General features: G+C 64.7%; 16 protein-coding genes. 5 read left to right on the top strand and 11 right to left on the bottom strand.

All coding sequences use genetic code 11. The annotated features are described in order from the left end of the window. Positions 1-4 precede the first annotated feature (4 nt). The 10 genes from ACZYRS_RS16640 to tssH form a co-directional block, all read right to left on the bottom strand. Positions 5-1,117, bottom strand: coding sequence for a TagK domain-containing protein (locus tag ACZYRS_RS16640; RefSeq protein ID WP_463420122.1), 1,113 nt, complete (start codon positions 1,115-1,117; stop codon positions 5-7). Then, positions 1,114-1,833 (bottom strand): type VI secretion system-associated protein TagF, encoded by a 720-nt coding sequence (gene tagF, locus ACZYRS_RS16635; RefSeq protein WP_463420121.1) that lies wholly within the window; start codon positions 1,831-1,833, stop codon positions 1,114-1,116. Before tagF ends, ACZYRS_RS16640 begins: the two co-directional genes overlap by 4 nt. Before the next feature lie 4 nt (positions 1,834-1,837). Further along, positions 1,838-5,836 (bottom strand): type VI secretion system membrane subunit TssM, encoded by a 3,999-nt coding sequence (gene tssM, locus ACZYRS_RS16630; protein WP_463420120.1) that lies wholly within the window; start codon positions 5,834-5,836, stop codon positions 1,838-1,840. 20 nt (positions 5,837-5,856) lie between these two features. Beyond that, a complete protein-coding gene (gene tssL, locus ACZYRS_RS16625) occupies positions 5,857-7,197 on the bottom strand; it encodes a type VI secretion system protein TssL, long form (protein WP_463420119.1) in 1,341 nt (446 codons plus the stop codon). A gap of 20 nt (positions 7,198-7,217) precedes the next feature. Further along, a complete protein-coding gene (gene tssK / locus ACZYRS_RS16620; protein ID WP_198788482.1) occupies positions 7,218-8,573 on the bottom strand; it encodes a type VI secretion system baseplate subunit TssK in 1,356 nt (451 codons plus the stop codon). A 32-nt stretch (positions 8,574-8,605) separates the two neighbouring features. Further along, positions 8,606-9,163 (bottom strand): type VI secretion system lipoprotein TssJ, encoded by a 558-nt coding sequence (tssJ, locus tag ACZYRS_RS16615; RefSeq protein WP_463420118.1) that lies wholly within the window; start codon positions 9,161-9,163, stop codon positions 8,606-8,608. Positions 9,164-9,285: 122 nt separating this feature from the next. After that, complete coding sequence (locus ACZYRS_RS16610; RefSeq protein WP_198788480.1) at positions 9,286-9,771, bottom strand: Hcp family type VI secretion system effector; 486 nt, start codon at positions 9,769-9,771, stop codon at positions 9,286-9,288. A gap of 135 nt (positions 9,772-9,906) precedes the next feature. Then, on the bottom strand, positions 9,907-11,409 hold the full coding sequence (gene tssC, locus ACZYRS_RS16605; RefSeq protein ID WP_463420117.1) for a type VI secretion system contractile sheath large subunit: 1,503 nt from the start codon (positions 11,407-11,409) through the stop codon (positions 9,907-9,909). 21 nt (positions 11,410-11,430) lie between these two features. Then, positions 11,431-11,973 carry a type VI secretion system contractile sheath small subunit gene (gene tssB / locus ACZYRS_RS16600; protein ID WP_463420116.1) on the bottom strand — a complete coding sequence of 181 codons (543 nt, stop codon included), beginning with the start codon at positions 11,971-11,973 and terminating at the stop codon, positions 11,431-11,433. Between the two features lie 60 nt (positions 11,974-12,033). Next, positions 12,034-14,730: a type VI secretion system ATPase TssH gene (gene tssH, locus ACZYRS_RS16595; protein WP_463420115.1), complete on the bottom strand. Its 2,697-nt coding sequence runs from the start codon at positions 14,728-14,730 to the stop codon at positions 12,034-12,036. Here tssH and ACZYRS_RS16590 point away from each other — a divergent pair. Both ACZYRS_RS16590 and ACZYRS_RS16585 read left to right on the top strand, forming a co-directional pair. Next, complete coding sequence (locus tag ACZYRS_RS16590) at positions 14,729-14,854, top strand: hypothetical protein (RefSeq protein WP_463420114.1); 126 nt, start codon at positions 14,729-14,731, stop codon at positions 14,852-14,854. The genes tssH and ACZYRS_RS16590 overlap by 2 nt on opposite strands. A gap of 82 nt (positions 14,855-14,936) precedes the next feature. Beyond that, positions 14,937-15,095: a hypothetical protein gene (locus ACZYRS_RS16585; protein WP_463420113.1), complete on the top strand. Its 159-nt coding sequence runs from the start codon at positions 14,937-14,939 to the stop codon at positions 15,093-15,095. Here ACZYRS_RS16585 and icd read toward each other — a convergent pair whose 3' ends face one another. After that, positions 15,096-16,355 (bottom strand): NADP-dependent isocitrate dehydrogenase, encoded by a 1,260-nt coding sequence (gene icd, locus ACZYRS_RS16580; RefSeq protein WP_463420112.1) that lies wholly within the window; start codon positions 16,353-16,355, stop codon positions 15,096-15,098. Between the two features lie 218 nt (positions 16,356-16,573). Here icd and ACZYRS_RS16575 point away from each other — a divergent pair, with 218 nt between their 5' ends. From ACZYRS_RS16575 to ACZYRS_RS16565, 3 genes are all read left to right on the top strand, one after another. Beyond that, on the top strand, positions 16,574-16,897 hold the full coding sequence (locus ACZYRS_RS16575) for a cell envelope biogenesis protein TolA (protein WP_463420111.1): 324 nt from the start codon (positions 16,574-16,576) through the stop codon (positions 16,895-16,897). Positions 16,898-17,044: 147 nt separating this feature from the next. Next, entirely contained in the window at positions 17,045-17,233 is a 189-nt protein-coding gene (locus tag ACZYRS_RS16570) for a hypothetical protein (protein WP_463420110.1), read from the top strand. Positions 17,234-17,328: 95 nt separating this feature from the next. Continuing rightward, entirely contained in the window at positions 17,329-17,790 is a 462-nt protein-coding gene (locus ACZYRS_RS16565) for a DUF192 domain-containing protein (RefSeq protein WP_198788474.1), read from the top strand. Positions 17,791-17,857 lie beyond the last annotated feature (67 nt).

Here is a 17,857-nt window from a genome sequence, read left to right as displayed (position 1 = left end):
TGCGTCACGAAGCGCCCTCCTTCTCGCCATCTTCGCCGCCGGCGCGCATCGATCCGATCCGGACGTGGCTGTCCGGCGAGAGATCGTGGTGCTCGCGCCGCGTGAGGCTCGGCAACGAAGTCCTGGCCTCGCGAACCAGCTCTGGCGCGAACAGGCCCAGCACATCTTCCGAGGGCTCCGCTTCGAGAAGCCCCGATCGCGCGAGCGGCTCGAACTCGTCGATGACCTGGTCGATGCCTTCGCGCGGCAGCAGGATGTCGCGCAGCAAGGCATAGGGCTCGGCCTGTTTGCTCAATTCATCCAGCGTAGGCGCAGTCTCGCCGCCGAAAACCACGAATCCTTCCCAATCGATCCGGCCTGCGAGCTGGTCGGGGTCCTGGACCACGCGCACGAACTCTTCATGCAATTCGTCCAGCACGGATTCCGCGGAACCGGGAGGCGCCGGTGGTCGCGCGGCGGGTGCAGGCCGCGCTTCGCGTCGCGGCTTTTCGCCGAGCAGGCCGGCCAGGGTGTCTGCGGCCGGGCGAGACCTTGCACCCGCGATGTCGAGCACGCCGAAAGGATCGGCAAAAGTATCGATCCGCAGCTCGCTACCGCGACCGTCCAGATCGCGTAGATCGCGTAGATCGCGCAGATCGCGCAGATCGAAGCCACGCGGTGTCCCTGCCGGCGCCGGAGACGCGGTGGCCCAGTGATCGAACACATCCAGCCGGTCTCCCGATGTCCTGGGTTCCACGTGCATCTGTTCAGGCACAACGCCTTCCCCCGACTCCAGCACGAAGCGCAGCAACCCCAGTTCGAGCGTGTCGCCCGCTGCAACGGTCACCGCCGCGCCGACCGGGATGCGTGCGCCGTTGTGGGCGCACACGAGCGTGTAGCTTCCATTCAGCAATTGCCAGCCGCCGGCTTCACCGCGCCACGCAATGCGGCACAGATTGGCGACGCGCCACTGGGCATCGCTCTGGCGCTCGCCGCACAACTGGAGGGCATCGGCCATGCCCGCGCCGGCCGGGGGAATCAGCATGGTCGCGTTCCGCGCCTCGCCGCCGCTGTGCGTCAGACGAAGAAGCAAAGGGGCCACGTTGCCGCTGATCGCACGAGGGTTGTCGGTATTCATGCCACGCCGCCCCACAACTTCTGCAACCTGTTGGCGGCGCCGATGAAGCGCCCCTCGGCGTCTTGCTGCCAGAACGCGCTTTCGGCACGCGCGCCTTGCAGGCGATGCGGCCAATCGGCCCACGGGAGATGGCGAACGCCGTGCAGCCCGGCGGCGGGATCGTTACCGGGTGCGGGGCCCATCCCCTGGTCGAGCACGGCTTCCATTCGGCGAGTCCGCTGTCCGGGGTGGCCTTTCTCCATCTTGCAGCTTTCCTCCCACAACGCACGCACCGTGATCTCCAACGCATGAAAGTCGGCATGGCCTTGCGCGCGCGCATGGCGGGCCACGGCACGCGCAAGCCAGAACTGCCAATTGAGCGGCTGATCGCGCTGCGCCTCGAAATGACGCATGGCCCAGCGCGGGTGTGCTTGCTGATAGATCACCAGGGGATGGGAGCGCCCCACCTTGTCGATAGACGGCGCCATCACGCCGAACACGAACCGTCGCCGTGCAAACGACAAGTCACCGGCAGGCAGCACGAAAGCGACCGGCGCGGACACGGCCCTGGCGGCGACGCCGGCTTCGGCGTTGAAGCCTTGCTGTGCGAGCCACAGCATCCATGCCTCCGCTTCCCCATGGCGCACGCCGCTGCGCACGAAGTCCGCGTGGTCCGGCAACTTGCCCCAGATGGCCGGCGGAAGAATGCACCAGGGGGCGATCAGTTTTTTCAGCATGGGATCACGCCGCCCGTCCCGGGCAGCGGAAGCCCTTGAGCACATCGCTGTTGAGCGGATTGGGCTGGCTGCCGGAACTGACGTCGATCAGCGCCTTGCGGCCATCGAACGCGTACTCGACGCTCAGCCGTCCCGGCGTTGCCGTGTTCACGATGCGGCCCTTTTCGAGCAACCGGAACAGCGCCCACGGACCGTTGGCCAGAAAGGTCGAGGTCGGCCCCGAGATTCGCGGGTTCGCGGTGATCTCCGCCATCGCGCCGCCGCGCGGCCCCGGCCAGTTGACGGCGAACGCCTGCACCGGGCCATGGATGTAGCGCTGCCCCTGTCCATCGATGTCGATGAGCAGGTCGGTGATGCTGGGCTCCAGCTCGAGCACCCGCAGGTCCATCTTCCACGCCAGCCTCTTGCCGCCGGCATCGCGAAAGAACAGATCGCGAATCTGTTGCGCGCGATAGAAGGCATCGAGGTTCGGCCCGCTCTGGGCCAGCAGCTTGAGCAGCTCGCCGAGCAAGGTCGGGCCTGTGGTCGCAGGCGACACCACTGCACCGCCGGGGGCGGCTTCCGCGCCGACCATGGCGTTGGCCACGCTCGGGTCCTTGTAGCGCCAGGGACGCACGCTGGTGTCGACGTACGAAGCCAGGTACTTGTTGAAGAACTCGTCCGCTGCGCCGCCCGCCGCGAAGACCAGCGTGAAGTCCTCGATGGACGCGTCCTGCGCGACGGCAGCCAGCGGATAGCGCCCTTCCACGCCGCGCCTGCAGGGCTCGCCGACCTGCATCGCCATCAGGCCCATGATGCGGTCCAGTTGCTGCTGCGCCTGGGTGCGCAGGATGCCGGTGGCGCCCAGCACCACCTTGTCGCCGCCGCTGGTGGCCAGCGCGGTCAGCACCTCCCGAAATGGCGCCGGGAGCTTTCCGGCTTCCAGCTTCAGGCGCGCGCCGACCTCGGAGCCGCCGGGTGGCAAGCTGCCCGCCGTGAGCGCCGTGTCGGCCACGACGAGCAAGGTGTAGAACTCGTTAACGAGGCCCGAGATGGTTTCGAGCCCGGGTTTGGCACCGGCAGTGCCGACATTCCCCGCACCGATGTCCGGCTGGCCGGTCACGACCTCGCGCAGCGCGGCGAAGCGGTTGTCGACGATCTGCTTTTCGAGCCGCTCCTCGGCGCGAATGCCCAGATTCCTGCCGATCGCGCTGGTCTTCTTGCTCAGTTCGTCGGAGGCCTTGTCCAGGAAGCCCTTCTCTTCCTGCGCACCCACGACCAAGGGACGCGACAGCGTGGTCTCGCGCGCAGCCGCACGCGCCAGCCGGGCCAGCGGTGAATCGGGCGCGGCAAACTGCCGCAGCACGCCCAGGTCGAAGCCCAGGCTGGTGCCCGTGGTGTCGCTGCCGCTGACCGTGCGAATCGATTCGAGGAAGGCCTCCCATTGCTGGGCGTACTCGCTCAGGTACTGGCGGCGGATGTCGTCGAGCAAGGGATCGTTCTGCAGCTTGCGAGCCGCCGCGTCGAGCGGCCCGGATGCTCCCCGCCCCATGACCCAGGCATCGTCGTCGATCGCCTGCCCGACGAATTCCGGCAGACGCTTGCTGAAGACGTCGTGGTATCCGTCATAGGTGAAGAGACCCGGCACGCCCTTTTCGAGCGGGAGGCCACCGGCGCGCGAGAACACCGTGCCGGCCTGCGGCCCGACCGCGCGGACCAGCGTGAACTCCTGCGGCGCATCGGGCAGCATGGCCGCCTTGGCGCGCTCGTACACGCGCTGGGTCGAGGTGTTGCCGTTCAGGAAGTCCTGAACCGCGCGCACCAGCCCTTCGTTAGGCAGCGACGCAGCCTGGACCGGACGCTCGCCGGAAAAGAGCGCCGTCACATGGCCCACCATCGACGCGCGTCCGCCGAAGGCCGCGGCGCTGTCGGCCTGCTCCCAGTCCTTGAGCACCCAGTTGCGGACGTCCCGCGCGCCGCCCTTCATGTAGTGGTCCCTGTCGTGCAGGAGCTTGTAGACGCGCAGGGTTTCATAGGCCGTCTTGGCATCGCCGTCCTTCATGCTCTGCGTCAGCACGGCCTCCATGCGCTGCAGGATGGTCGGCAGCAAGGTGTGGTCCTGCAACTGCGCATAGGTTTCGCCCGTCGCCGCCAGCACCGGCGGCACGGTGTACAGGCCGTAGAGAAAGCTGCCCGGCGGGTTGTCGATGTCCAGGCCTGTGTAGCCAGGCAACTCGCTGGCGCCATTGAGCACATCCGGCACACCCGCGGGCTTGAAGTTGCCCAGCAGCGCGCGCACCTGGCCCGCGAGCACATCGGTGCGCTGCCCGACGGTGCCCAGGTACTGGCGGTTGTTGCCGAAGCTCAGGGCCAGCGCGCTGGCCAACCACAGGAAGATCACCACCGACAGCGCATGCCCCGTCAGGCGCAGCAGCCGGAATCGGAATTCCCAGCGGAGGTTGGGCCTCACGAGATGCGCTTCCGGGATGATGACCTTGGTCAGCAGGTCCTGGAGGAAGAAGCCCTGCTGCCCCCGCCCCGGGGCCGTGCCGGCCGCCTGCGGGTTCGGGGGTGGCGACAGGCCGAGGCTGCGCTGCAACCGCTGAAGCAGCGTGCCCGGGTCGGCTGGCACTTCCGCGTGGGCTTGCGCGCCGCTCGTGAAATACACACCACGCAGCGTGTCGTGCAGTTGCGTCCTGTCGAAACGCGAGACCAGAAAGATCTCGTCGAGCATCGGCACCAGCGGCACCGCCAACCCCGCCAGTTCCTGCGGCAATGCAAACAGGCGCTTGCGGCGTTCTACGTCGAACTCTTCGTTCAGCCGCGCGCGCAAGCCGTCGGCGAGCCGGTCCTTGAGCAAGGCCAGCTCCGCTTCGACTTGCGTGCGCAAGGTCTCGCGAACCTGCGCTGTGGCGCGCGCGTTCTTCATGCCGTTGAACGGCAGCGTGAAGCCCCAGGCCTGCATGCGCCCTTCGCTGGTGAGTGACTGGAAGTACTCGCTGAAACCCCGCAGCAGGTCCATCTTCGTGACGACGACGTACACGGGAAAGCGAATGCCCAGCTCCTGGCGCAGATCGGTCAGGCGGTCGCGCACCATGCCCGCATGCTCGGCGCGCTCCATCTCGGTCATGGTCAGCAGTTCGGCGGCGTTGAGCGCAACGATCACACCGTTGAGCGGTGCGCGCGTGCGGTGCTTGCGCAGCAGGCCGAGAAAACCGCGCCACTCGAGCGGATCGATCACGGGATCGCTTTCCTGCGTTGTGTAGCGGCCGGCCGTGTCGATCAGCACGGCCTCGTTGGCAAACCACCAGTCGCAATGCAGCGTGCCGCCTTCGGACTTGAACACCACGCGCTTGGACGCATTACCCATCTGCCTCGCCAGCGGAAACTGCATTCCCGCGTTGAGCAGCGCCGTGGTCTTTCCCGTGCCGGAGCTGCCGACGATCATGTACCAGGGCAACTCGTACAGATAGCGCCGGCCCTCGAGCAGGCGGCGCAATCCACCGCGGCCGCGCATGCCCTTGAGCTGTGCCAATGCGCGAGTGACCGCGGTGGTGACCGTCTTGATCTCTTCCCTGCCGGTCTCGTCCTTGCCTACGTCCTTTCCGAAGCTCAGGACGCGTGCGAGCAGGTCCTCGTTGTTGCGCAGCGCCTGCCAGAGACGGTAGAGCCAGTACAGCGCATACAGCAGCAGGATCGCGCCGATGATCGCCACGCGCACCCAGGCTGGAGCCAGCGGCTTTGCAGTGCCGATCTCCAGCAAGGGGCCCGCCTGCCACAGCAGCAAGCACAGCGCAGCGACTCCCACCAGGCTGTACGGACCCGAGACCAGCCAGAGGATGCCCAGCACCAGCAGCAGCACGATGAAAGTCACCCGCACACCGACCGGCGCCAGCGGCCGCAGTCCGTCGACGGCGAGCAACGGACCGACGAACCAGATCGCCATTGCCAGCAGCACCATGGCGAGGAAGGCCAGCATCTGCCGGGAAAAAAGAAATGCCAGGAATTTTTTGATGTATTGCATGAGTGATTCCCGAGTCGCCTCTAGCGCGGCGCTGGCGAGGGTGAGGCGGCTCGCACGGCGTTGTTGCCATCGCCCTGGGTGACGACGATGTCGACGCGTCGATTCCTGGCGCGTCCCGCGGCCGTTGCGCTGTCGGCAACCGGCATCGTGTCGCCCCGTCCTTCGGTGCGTATGCGCGAAGCCACCACGCCCTTCTCCTGCAGCACGGCGGCGACGGCTTCGGCACGCTTCTCGCTCAGGACCTGGTTGTCGGGAAACTCGCGGGTCTTGATCGGCCGGTTGTCGGAGTGGCCGGTGACCTGCACCGAGCCCGAGACCTGGTTGATCTCGTCCGCCACCTTGGCCAGGACCAAAAGAATCCGTGCGTTCAGACGCGCCTGGCCGGGGACGAACATGTCGTCGCCCCTGAAGCTCACCGCGCTGCGGCGCTCGTCTTCTTCCACGCTCACCGTGCCCCGCGCGATCTCGGGTGCCAGCAGTTCTTTCAAGCGCAGCGGTTTGACCGGCGGCGCCGGGGGCACCGGTGGCGGACGCATCTGGCCGATGGCGGCGATGCGATGCGCCACGTCGGCACTCATCCGCAGCAGCTGGTACTTGTACCAAGCGAACAGTCCGCACAAGACCAGCGCCAGCAGCGAGGCCGTCAGCCAGACCGGCACGCTGCGCAGCAACCGGAATGTGCCGGCCCCCACACCCCGCCAGTGCGGAGAAAGGTCGTGCGGCACATCGCCGCGCGCGGTCCCGAGCAGCGTGAACAGCCGATGGCGAACCGTCTCGAGCTGCCGACGTCCGTTGGCCGCGGTGCTGAAGCGCCCCTCGAACCCGAGCCCGAGCACCTGGTACATCAGCTCGAGCAGATCGACGTGTTCCTGCGGGCTGGCCGCCAGGCGTCCCACCAGCAGGAAGAACTTGTCGCCGCCCTTGGTGTCGCCGTGAAACTTCGCGGCCAGTTGCTGCCCGGCCCAGATGCCGGCTTCGCCGTTCTTGCCGCCGCCCCATTCGGTGCTGTTGGCCGACTCGTCGAGCGCTGTGCACAACGAATAGCTCGCGGCCACGACATGCTCGTGCCGGATCTGCGCGCTGCTGCACAGCGACTGGAAAATCGCGACCTCGCGCTCCAGCAGCCGATGAAGGACCGTGACGCCTTCGGTGCCGAGCATCGCGGGCATGTCCGCCAATGCGCGCAGCAGAGGCTGGGCTGCTTCGAGCAGGGGATTCCGAGCGGCAGCCACTGCAGCGAGACGCGCCTGCATCGGCGATTCCGGAGCGAGATGCACCTCCCCTGGCTGATCATCCGGCCACGAGCCGTCGACCGGATCGGCGTCGCCCGGGACGCCGTTGGGCGTTTCCTGATCGCGCATGGTGTCGTCAAGGATTGGTGTCATTTTTCGCGCACGCCCCACAGCTCCATGCGCAGACCGGGGAACTCACCCGCCACGTGCAGCGCGAGCCCGCCGTGCTTGACCATGTGCTCCCAGAGCGGCCCGCGCGAGTCGATCTGGAAATAGACAAACCCTGCGTTGAAAGGAATCTGGCGCGGTGGCACCGGCAGCGTCTGCAATGGAATGCCCGGCAGGTGCGAACGGATGAGTTCGGCGAGCCGGTCGCTCGGCCCGACCTTGCAGCGCGCCGGAAACTGGCTGGCCAGTTGATCGGGCGGCGTATGGGCAGCCACGGCGAACACGAGGCTGGAGAAACCTTGCAGTTCGGACGGCTCGACGCTCGCCACACGCACGCCGTTGGCGCGATTGGCCAGGGGAATGCTCTGCGCGCTGCGCACCAGCACGTCGTTGAGCAGCGCCTGCACGTCGCCCATCAGTTCCCTGAACGAGAGACACGGATCGATGTGCTGGTAGGCCGGGTGCGCGGCGGGGCGGCGCGTGCTCGCGCGCACGAACGTCGCAAGCTCCCCGCTGAGCGTGCACAGCGCGGTGTAGAGAACCTCCGGCGAAGTCTCCCGCACACGCAGCCAGTGCTCGAACAAGGGCTCGTAGCGATTGAGGATCTGCAGCAGCAGGAAGTCGGACACCTCGGCCGCCTCGCTCGACTTGCCATCGTTGCCGCTGAGTCGCGCCGCGAGAGACTGCGCGCGAAGCCGGCACAGGCCGTGCAAATTCGTCACCCAATCGGTCAGCAGCGGGCTCGCGCCGTAGCCGGCAACGGGCGGTATCAGGTGGGGATCGATCGCGATGCTCCCGTCGGAACGCAGCACGGTCACCTTGGCGAGCGGAAGGCCGATCCATGCATCCGTGAGTTCACGTTGCGGCAGCAGGCGCAAGCGCAGGCGGGAGAGTTGCACCGTCTTCGGGCCCTGGCCGATGGAGTTCGCGTCGCGCAACTCGATGTCGAAAACCGAGAAGCGCGCGAGCGACGCAGCGGATGCCAGCACATCGTCGAACGTGGTTTCCTCGCCGTTGGGCGTGCGGATGGGCACGGCCAGATGGATGACCTGCTCCAGATGCTCCGGAAGGATGGTGAGCGGTGCGGGCGGGAGCGTCTGGGCCGGCGCATCGAACGGCGTGCCGTCCGAAAAAATGCCGGCGGCGCTGGCGAGCACGAGCTTGCCGAGGGACAACGACTCCGCGTCGATGCTGTAGTGATTGAAGCCCCAGTAGAACGGACTGAGCGATGCCGTGCGCTTGTGCGCGAGGTGTTCGAGGTAGCGCTCCTGCTGCTGAAACAGCTGCGGGCGCAGGAAGAGCCCTTCGCTCCAGGCGACTTTGTTGTACCAACTCATGAGATCGATCGTTGTGCTTGCAAGCCGTGGGCTTACTTGAGGGGAATGAGCTGGATGCCCTTGGCTTGAAGGGCGATCTGCAACTTGACCTTGTTGGCCGGCAGGACCGAGCGATACCAGGCGACTTCCGGTGCGGGGTCGATCTTCTGCACCACGCGCCAATCGGCTTGCGCGAGGTCGCGATAGCCCGCGACGATGCCGATGGCGCCGAGGTCGGGGTGCGACTTGCGGCGGATGGTCTTGACCTCGCCGGGCCGCAGGATGAATTCGTCCCGCACGAGCAGGTCGCTGCCGATCACGGCCTTGTCGTTGCCGGAGAGAGAAAAGTAGTCGGCGGATTCGAAGGTGCCCTCCGACTTGAGCTCATAGAGGCGTACCAGGATGGGCGCCGCCCTGCCCTTGTCATCGGGGTTGACGCCGGCCTCTGCGGTGATCGTGATGTCGAGCCGGGTCTGCTCCCTGGGATCGGAGAACTGGGCATGCGAAGACACGGCGGCGACCAGCGAAAGCGCGAGAACCAGCGGCGTAAGCACCACGGGCAGCCATCGCCGCGAAGCGATTCGCCGGGCACAAGGCAGGTTGAAGAGCATGAGAAAAAAGGGGTGATGCAACCGGTCGAAAGGATCGACCGCAGGCAGCGCGCCGCACTTTCGTGCACCGCGCCGTCCGAAGTCGAAAGGCCCTGAATCGGTTCAGGGCCTGGCCTTGGCTGTCAGGACTCCTTGTTGCCCTTGATGTCGTAGCCGGCGGTGACCGCGCCGCCGCTGCCGCCCTGCGCGTTCTGCACCGAGTACTCCTGCTTGATCTTGGAGAACGACAGGCGAACGCGCTCCTTGACGCGCATCTCGTCGGAGTTCGAACCGAACGGATGGATCGTGGTGATGATCACGTCGGAGAACGTGAACTTCAGGTACTCCAGCGGGTTGCCGCCGGCCTTGCGGATGGTGAGCTTCGCTTCCTGGACGTGCTTGCCGGTGAGGCAGTACTTCATCAGGTTGGGACTCGAGCGATCGACGTAATGCTCGAACTCCAGGTCCTCGACCGTGGCCTTGCCGGCACCACCGCCCGAACCGGCGTGCATGGTCGATTCCTGGAAGGCTTTCCAGTTGAAGGCCAGTACCTCGATCTCGTTCTTGTGATCGGAATCCTGGGATTCACCTTCGATGCCGTTGATCTTCAGAAAAATATCTTGTGCCATAAAAACTCCCTGAGCTTGGTTTTTTCAATGTTTGACAGATGCCCGAGCGCTCTTTCGGCGCTTCGAGCGGCTTTGCGGGTGGCGTCTGCGCGCCACTTCATCGAACGATTCGAAAAACGTTGGAAGCGATGCCGGTCAGGCCGCGTCCTTGAGAGAGGGCAATTTCGCGACGAGGCGCAGCGAAACGGTCAGCCCTTCGAGCTGGAAATGCGGGCGCAGGAAGAACTTCGCGCCGTAGTAGCCGGGGTTGCCCTCGATGTCTTCCACCACCACCTCGGCGGCTGCGAGCGGCCTGCGGGCCTTGGTCTCCTGCGATGAGTTGGCGGGGTCGGCATCGACGTAATGCATGATCCATTCGTTGAGCCAGCGCTGCATGTCCTCGCGCTCCTTGAAGGAGCCGATCTTGTCGCGCACGATGCACTTGAGGTAATGCGCAAAGCGGGTGCTGGCGAACAGGTACGGCAACCGCGCCGACAGGTTGGCATTGGCCGTCGCGTCGGGGTCCATGTACTCCTGCGGCTTCTGGACCGATTGCGCGCCGATGAACGCGGCGTGGTCGGTGTTCTTGCGATGCACGAGGGGAATCAAGCCCGCCTTGGCGAGTTCGGCCTCCCGGCGGTCGGAGATGGCGATCTCGGTCGGGCACTTCATGTCGAAACCGCCGTCGTCGGTCGGGAAGGTATGGCACGGCAGGTTCTCCACCGTGCCGCCCGACTCCACGCCGCGGATCATCGTGCACCAGCCGTAGAGCTTGAAGCTGCGGTTGATGTTGACGGCCATCGCGTAGGCCGCGTTGCTCCAGACGTAGTTCCTGTGGTCCGCGCCTTCGGTTTCTTCTTCGAAATCGAACTCGTCGACCGGATTGGTCTTTGCGCCATAGGGCAGGCGCGCGAGGAAGCGCGGCATCGCGAGGCCGACGTAGCGCGAGTCCTCGGTGCTGCGCAGCGAATTCCAGGGCGCATGCTCCAGGTTCGAGGTGATCTTCGCGAGGTCGCGAGGGTTCGCGAGTTCCTGCCACGACTCCATGCCGAGCAGCGACGGGGCCGAGCCCGCGATGAACGGCGCATGCGAGGCAGCCGAGATCTTGGCGATGGCGCCCAGCAGTTCGACATCGGGGGGCGTGTGGTCGAAGTAGTAGTCCGCCACGAGACAGCCGTACGGCTCGCCGCCAAGCTGGCCGTATTCCTCCTCGTAGATGCGCTTGAAGATCGGGCTCTGGTCCCAGGCAATGCCCTTGTGGCGGCGAAGCGTGCGGCGCACCTCGTCCTTGGACACATCCATGAAGCGGATCTTGAGCTTCTCGTCCGTCTCCGTGTTGTAGACCAGGTGGTGCATGCCGCGCCAGGCCGACTCGACCTTCTGGAACTCGTCCTTGTGCAGCACGAGGTTGATCTGCTCCGAGAGCTTGCGGTCGATCTCCGCAATGATGGCTTCGATGCTGCTGTAGGCATCGTCGGTCATGGTCGCGGCATTGACGAGCGCCTGTTCGGCCAGCGTGCGCACGGCCGCTTCGACGGCGTCGCGGGCCTCGTCGGTCTTGGGCTTGAACTCCTTGTCCAGCAGGGACGCGAAGTCGGAGGGGTTGGTGTACTGCGCCGCCACGGGCGCGTCGAGAACGTTGTCGCTTGCGATGTTCATAGGAGGCTCCTTGGGGCAGGTTCAGGTTGCCGATTCGGCAGTCGATGCATCGTTGGGGGTTGCCGCACGCGGCTTGGGCGCCTGCGCAAGGGACTTCATGAGCGTCGGGTCTTGCAGCAGCTTGTTGACGAGGCCCTCGGCACCGGCCTTGCCATCCATGTAGGTCTGCAGGTTGGCGAGCTGGGTGCGCGCCTCGAGCAGGCGACTGAGCGGTTCGACCTTGCGGGCCACGGCCGCCGGCGAGAAGTCCTCGATGCTCTCGAAGGTGATGTCGACCATGAGCTGGCCCTGGCCCGACAGCGTGTTGGGCACGGCGAAGGCCACGCGCGGCTGGATCGCCTTCATGCGTTCATCGAAGTTGTCGATGTCGATATCGAGGAACTTGCGCTCGACCACCGGCGGCAATGCTTGCACGGGCTTGCCGGACAGATCGGCCAAGACACCCATGACGAAAGGCAGCTCGATCTTTTTCTCCGAGCCGTAGATTTCCACGTCGTATTCAATCTGCACGCGTGGCGCCCTGTTGCGGGCGATGAACTTCTGGCTGCTGTTGTTGTTTGTCATGAAAACTCCCTGATGAAAAACTGAAGTGAGGGCGCCGGATGAATGCGGCGGCTTGAAGGATCAGGCGTACTCGGTGTGGCAGATGACGACATCTCCTCCTTGCAAGTGAGAGCCCGTCGTGTCGCGCGGCTTGGCGTCGACGGACATCCGGGTGATCGTTCGCCTTTCCTGCAAGGCGGTGAGCCATTGCCGCGACAGAACGGGCAGCAGGTGCTGCTCGATGAACCCGATCAGGCGGCGAACGCCGGTTTCGTGGGTGCCGCACCGCTCGATGATTTCGGCCACCAGAGAGGGTGCGTAACCCAGTTCGATGCCATGCTGCTTTTTCATGCGCTGGACCACGCGGTCCAGGTGCAGCGAGACGACGCGGCCCAGGGCCCGCTCGCCCAACGGGATGTAGGGCACGACGGACAGGCGCCCCAGGAACGCGGCCGGAAACACCTGGCGAAGCGCGGGCTGCAGGGCTTCGCGCAAGGCGTCGATGCCGGGCGGCGGCGAAAGGTCTTCGCACATGCTCTGGATGAGCTCGGCGCCGGTGTTGCTCGTCAGCAGGATGGTGGTGTTCCTGAAGTCGATGTGGCGACCTTCGCCGTCTTCCATCCAGCCCTTGTCGAACACCTGGTAGAAAAGTTCGTGCACATCCGGGTGCGCCTTCTCCACCTCGTCGAGCAGGATCACGCTGTAGGGTTTGCGCCGCACGGCCTCCGTGAGAACGCCGCCTTCCCCATAGCCCACGTAACCCGGCGGCGAACCCTTCAGGCCAGAGACGGTGTGCGGCTCCTGAAACTCGCTCATGTTGATGGTGATGAGGTTCTGCTCGCCGCCATACATCGCTTCCGCCAACGCCAGCGCGGTCTCGGTCTTGCCGACGCCCGAGGGACCGACCAAGAGGAAGACACCCACCGGCTTGTCGGGATCGGTGAGCCGCGCTCGCGACGTACGAATACGTTCGGCAATGGCCGCGAGTGCATGGCCTTGACCGATGACTCGTTCATCGAGCGTGGATTCGAGCCTGAAGACCGCGGCGACTTCGTCCTGCACCATGCGCCCCACGGGAATTCCCGTCCAGTCGGCGACGATGGCCGCGACCACCGACTCATCGACCTGAGGAAAGACCAGCGGCATGTCCTGCTGACGCGACAGGAGTTCTTCTTCGAGGGCCTGCAATTGCGCCGAGGGCCATTCGCCCTCGGCGCTTCTCTCTCCCTCCTCCCTCTTCCTTGTTCTCAGCGCTTGAATCTGCTGGACCATTGCCAGCTCTTCCTGCCACCTGGCTTCATGTGCCGAGAGTTCAAGTTCGGCGGTCCCGAGCCGGGAATGCGCGGCTTCGACGCGCTCCAGCCGCTTCTCGCTGCCTTGCGAGATGGCGCCCTCTCCAATCAGCAGTTCGAGTTCCACATCCAGCGCCGCAATTCGCTGCCGCAATTGATCGACCACGGCGGGCGGCGTGTGCAGCGACATGGCGACGCGTGCGCAGGCCGTGTCGAGCAGGCTGATCGCCTTGTCCGGCAGCTGGCGCGACGGGATGTAGCGATGGGACAGCGTGACCGCGGCCCGCACGGCCTCGTCCAGCACGGTGACGCCGTGATGCGCGGCAAAGGTGGCGACCAGGCCACGCACCATCTCGATGGCGGAGGCCTCTTCGGGCTCGGCCACCTGCAGCACCTGGAAGCGCCGGGTCAACGCGGGGTCCTTTTCGATGTGGCGTTTGTATTCGCTCCACGTGGTGGCGCCCACGGTGCGCAAGGTGCCGCGCGCGAGCGCGGGCTTGAGCAGGTTGGCCGCGTCCCCGGTGCCTGCCTGTCCGCCCGCGCCGATCAAGGTGTGCACCTCGTCGATGAAGAGGATGACCGGTTGGCTCGACGTGCTCGCCTCCTCGAGCAGCGATTTCAGGCGCGACTCGAACTCTCCCCGCATGCTGGCGCCGGCGAGCAGCGCGCCTACATCGAGGCTGAGCAGGCGGGCATCGCTCAGCGATGGCGGAACCTCGCCGCTGGCGATGGCGAGCGCAAGGCCCTCGACCACGGCCGTCTTGCCCACGCCAGCTTCTCCCGTGAGCAGAGGGTTGTTCTGCCGCCGACGAAGCAGGATGTCGACCATCGTGCGGATCTCGTGTTCGCGGCCGATCACAGGGTCGATCTGTCCACCGCGTGCGCGTTCCGTCAGGTCGGCGCAGTACCGGGCCAAGGCCGATTTGCCTTCCGGCGATGCGGCGATCGCGCCGCTCGCTTCTCCAGGCATTGCGGGCGACAAGGCCGAGCCGTCGTGCGGCCCTTCGCCATCTTCCGGGGAGCCTGCAATGAGGGCAGCGAGAACATCCGTCAATTGCTCCGCGGGAATTTTTCGGAATGCCGGAGATATGCCGAGGAGCACGCGGCGCAGTTCGGGCGTTTGCACCAGCGCCGCAAGCAGCCAGGCGCCGCGCACGCAGCGGCCACCGAACTCGAGACTGGACAACACCCACGCACGCTCGACGGCGGCTTCGACGTGATGGGAAAAATCGCTCAATGACGTGGCGCCGGAAGGCAGCTCCGACAGGGCCGACCTCAGGTCTGTTTCGACGGCTTGTGCGTCGACCTGGTAGTGACGGCAGACACGCTGCAGATCGCCGTCATTGAGTTGCCAGAGTTGATGAATCCAATGCGTCAATTCGACGTACGGATTTCCTCTCAGCTTGGCAAAGGCTGTCGCGGATTCAATACCGCGAAACAGGGTGAGATTGAGCTTGCCGAACAGCGCTCGTCGAGAAATCGCCATGGCGATCTACCGCTTCGCCGACCAAGACAATTGCCCGGCTGCTTCACGCACTGCGCCGCTCGGCAAAGCGCCGGTATTTGCTTTTTTCCTGCCCATTTCGCGCTCCCTATACTTTCTCGAATAGGCGCGATTCTGGGTGCTCGTGCAGGTCTGTGCGGTGCACAGTTTCTACCAATAGTTAAATCCCAAAAACAGGTAATTCGTCCGTGAAATTTCTCCGGGTCTGCGCGATTGGAAAGCTTGAAAGTAGTAATTTCTATTCGAATGGAGAGCGTGCAGACAAGAAAAAAGCCTTTGAATTCCTTTTGGAAATTCAAAGGCTCGATGCGGCGACGTCACAAGACGCCGAGCGCTCAATGAATTGATTACATATGCTCGATCATGACCTGCCCGAAGCCCGAGCAGCTCACCTGCGTCGCACCTTCCATCAGGCGCGCGAAGTCATAGGTCACGCGCTTGCTGGCAATCGATTTTTTCATCGCGCTGATGATCAGGTCGGCCGCTTCGGTCCAGCCCATGTGGCGCAGCATCATTTCGGCCGAGAGGATTTCGGAGCCGGGGTTCACGTAGTCCTTGCCGGCGTACTTGGGCGCCGTGCCGTGCGTGGCTTCGAACATCGCGACGGTGTCGCTCAGGTTCGCGCCCGGGGCGATGCCGATGCCGCCGACCTGCGCGGCCAGCGCGTCGGACACGTAGTCGCCGTTGAGGTTGAGCGTGGCGATCACGCTGTACTCGGCGGGGCGCAGCAGGATCTGCTGCAGGAACGCGTCGGCGATGCTGTCCTTGACGGTGATTTCCTTGCCCGTTCTCGGGTTCTTGAACTTCATCCACGGGCCGCCGTCGACCAGCTCGGCGCCGAATTCCTTGGCGGCCAGGGCATACGCCCAATCACGGAAGCCGCCTTCGGTGAACTTCATGATGTTGCCCTTGTGCACGATCGTCACACTGGGCTTGTCGTTGTCGATGGCGTACTGGAAAGCCTTGCGCACGAGGCGCTCGGTGCCCTCGATCGACACGGGCTTCACGCCGATGCCGGAGGTGTTGGGGAAGCGGATCTTCTTGACGCCGAGTTCGTCCTGCAGGAACTTGATGAGCTTCTTGGCCTTGTCGCTTTCTGCTTCGAATTCGATGCCGGCGTAGATGTCTTCCGAGTTCTCGCGGAAGATGACCATGTTGGTCTTGTGCGGCTCGCGCACAGGGCTGGGCACGCCTTCGAAATACTGGATGGGGCGCAGGCACACGTAGAGGTCGAGCTCCTGGCGCAGCGCAACGTTCAGCGAGCGGATGCCGCCGCCGACGGGCGTGGTGAGCGGGCCCTTGATGGAGACCACGTAGTCGCGCACGGCGTGCAGGGTTTCCTCGGGGAGCCAGACGTCGGGGCCGTACACCTTGGTCGATTTTTCGCCGGCATAGACCTCCATCCAGTGGATCTTCTTCTTGCCGCCGTAGGCCTTGGCCACCGCGGCATCCACCACCCTGAGCATCACCGGCGTGATGTCCAGCCCCGTCCCGTCGCCTTCGATGAAAGGGATGATCGGTTGATCGGGCACATTCAGCGAGCTGTCGGCATTGACCGTGATCTTCTGGCCTTCGGCCGGGACTTTGATGTGCTGATAGCTGGGCATGAGGGCGAAGGCTCCGGGAGTGATGTAATTTTGACGAGTGTCAGCGAATTCAGACAGCGCGGGGGTTTCGCTGTACAACCGGCTAACAAATCGCTGTACATTTTAGACGCTGCCCATCAGCTGGCGTTTGTCAACCATGGGGCCAATGGGCTCGTTAGTGGCTGACCTTCTGCTCGCCGGGAGGCGTTTCCAACCAATTCTCGATAGAGGAATCTTCAATGAGCAAAATTCTCGCAGTCATGATCGCTGGTCTGTTCGCAGCTGGCGCCTATGCCCAAAACCCGGCCGGCACCACGCCCGAACAAGGGAACGCAACCAACAGCAAGTCGCAAACACGTGCTGAAGCCAAGAAGGATGCCAAGCCCGCTGGTCAAGTGGCAGCTCCTGCTGGCGACATCGCCAAGACGCCCGAAGGCGGCGCCGTGGGCACCGACAAGGCTGCAGCCTCCGGCGAAAAGCGCGCCGAAACGCGCGACCAACGTCGTCGCAACAAGGATGGCAGCGTCAAGCGCAAGTCGACCCAAGGCGGCACGCCCAAGTAATTGGGCATCCCCTGAAAAAAGCGCTCCTCGGAGCGCTTTTTTTCGCCCGGCGCCGCCCAAGCGCTGTCAACCGCGTGCGATGGGCTCCGTTGAATGTGGACCTTCCACAGGGAGGTGATCCAAATCAACGATATCAAAGGATTTCTCATGAACAAGCTGCTCGCAGCCCTGGTCGCCGGTCTCTTCGCTGCCGGTGCATTTGCGCAAACCGCTGAACCTGCAGCTGCCACGCCGGCCGCACCTGCTGCCCAGAAGGCCAAGGCCAAGCACGCTGTCAAGAAGCACAAGGTTCGCCACGTCGCGAAGGCCCACACGGCCGCCGCCAAGAAGGTGTAAGCTTTCAAGCTCACCCGGCAATGCCCGCATCAGCGGGCATTTTTATTGGTCACGGGTCGGGGCCTTTGCGGCCCTCGCCCTGAAAGAGTTATCCGATGTTTCAGCGTTTAGCCGCCCTGCTCCTGCTGTCCGCCTCCTTCGTGATGCCGGCGCATGCCCAACAGCAGCAACCCCAGACCGACCTCGCGCGCACGCAGCTGTCGGTCGGCCTGTACAAGATCGACACCCAGATCGCCCAGACGCCCCAGCAGCGGGAAATCGGCCTCATGTTCCGCAAGACCATGCCGCAGGCCGAGGGCATGATCTTCGTGTTCGAGCAGCCCGCCACCCAGTGCTTCTGGATGCGCAACACCTTGCTGCCCTTGACCGCTGCCTTCGTGGCCGACGACGGCCGCATCGTCAATTTGGTCGACATGCAGCCGCTCACCGAAAACTCGCATTGCTCCGAAGAGCCGGTGCGCTACGTGCTCGAGATGAATCAAGGCTGGTTTGCCAAGAAGAACATCAAGAAAGGCGCCAAGCTCGGCGGCGAACTGTTCTCAGCCGCCAAGCGTTGAGTTTCTGCTGGCTGTAGCCGACATGTAGCCCACAAAAAAAAGCCGACCCGAGGGTCGGCTTTTTCAT

The organism is Variovorax sp. AC194 (assembly GCF_979257995.1).
Note: the sequence above shows the minus strand (reverse complement) of the source record. Positions and strands in the feature narration are given on the sequence as shown.

Coding starts and splice junctions, on each gene's coding strand:
- ACZYRS_RS16640 (WP_463420122.1), bottom strand. CDS start 1,117: ATGAATACCGACAACCCTCGTGCGATCAGCGGCAACGTGGCCCCTTTG.
- tagF (WP_463420121.1), bottom strand. CDS start 1,833: ATGCTGAAAAAACTGATCGCCCCCTGGTGCATTCTTCCGCCGGCCATC.
- tssM (WP_463420120.1), bottom strand. CDS start 5,836: ATGCAATACATCAAAAAATTCCTGGCATTTCTTTTTTCCCGGCAGATG.
- tssL (WP_463420119.1), bottom strand. CDS start 7,197: ATGCGCGATCAGGAAACGCCCAACGGCGTCCCGGGCGACGCCGATCCG.
- tssK (WP_198788482.1), bottom strand. CDS start 8,573: ATGAGTTGGTACAACAAAGTCGCCTGGAGCGAAGGGCTCTTCCTGCGC.
- tssJ (WP_463420118.1), bottom strand. CDS start 9,163: ATGCTCTTCAACCTGCCTTGTGCCCGGCGAATCGCTTCGCGGCGATGG.
- ACZYRS_RS16610 (WP_198788480.1), bottom strand. CDS start 9,771: ATGGCACAAGATATTTTTCTGAAGATCAACGGCATCGAAGGTGAATCC.
- tssC (WP_463420117.1), bottom strand. CDS start 11,409: ATGAACATCGCAAGCGACAACGTTCTCGACGCGCCCGTGGCGGCGCAG.
- tssB (WP_463420116.1), bottom strand. CDS start 11,973: ATGACAAACAACAACAGCAGCCAGAAGTTCATCGCCCGCAACAGGGCG.
- ACZYRS_RS16590 (WP_463420114.1), top strand. CDS start 14,729: ATGGCGATCTACCGCTTCGCCGACCAAGACAATTGCCCGGCTGCTTCA.
- tssH (WP_463420115.1), bottom strand. CDS start 14,730: ATGGCGATTTCTCGACGAGCGCTGTTCGGCAAGCTCAATCTCACCCTG.
- icd (WP_463420112.1), bottom strand. CDS start 16,355: ATGCCCAGCTATCAGCACATCAAAGTCCCGGCCGAAGGCCAGAAGATC.
- ACZYRS_RS16575 (WP_463420111.1), top strand. CDS start 16,574: ATGAGCAAAATTCTCGCAGTCATGATCGCTGGTCTGTTCGCAGCTGGC.
- ACZYRS_RS16570 (WP_463420110.1), top strand. CDS start 17,045: ATGAACAAGCTGCTCGCAGCCCTGGTCGCCGGTCTCTTCGCTGCCGGT.
- ACZYRS_RS16565 (WP_198788474.1), top strand. CDS start 17,329: ATGTTTCAGCGTTTAGCCGCCCTGCTCCTGCTGTCCGCCTCCTTCGTG.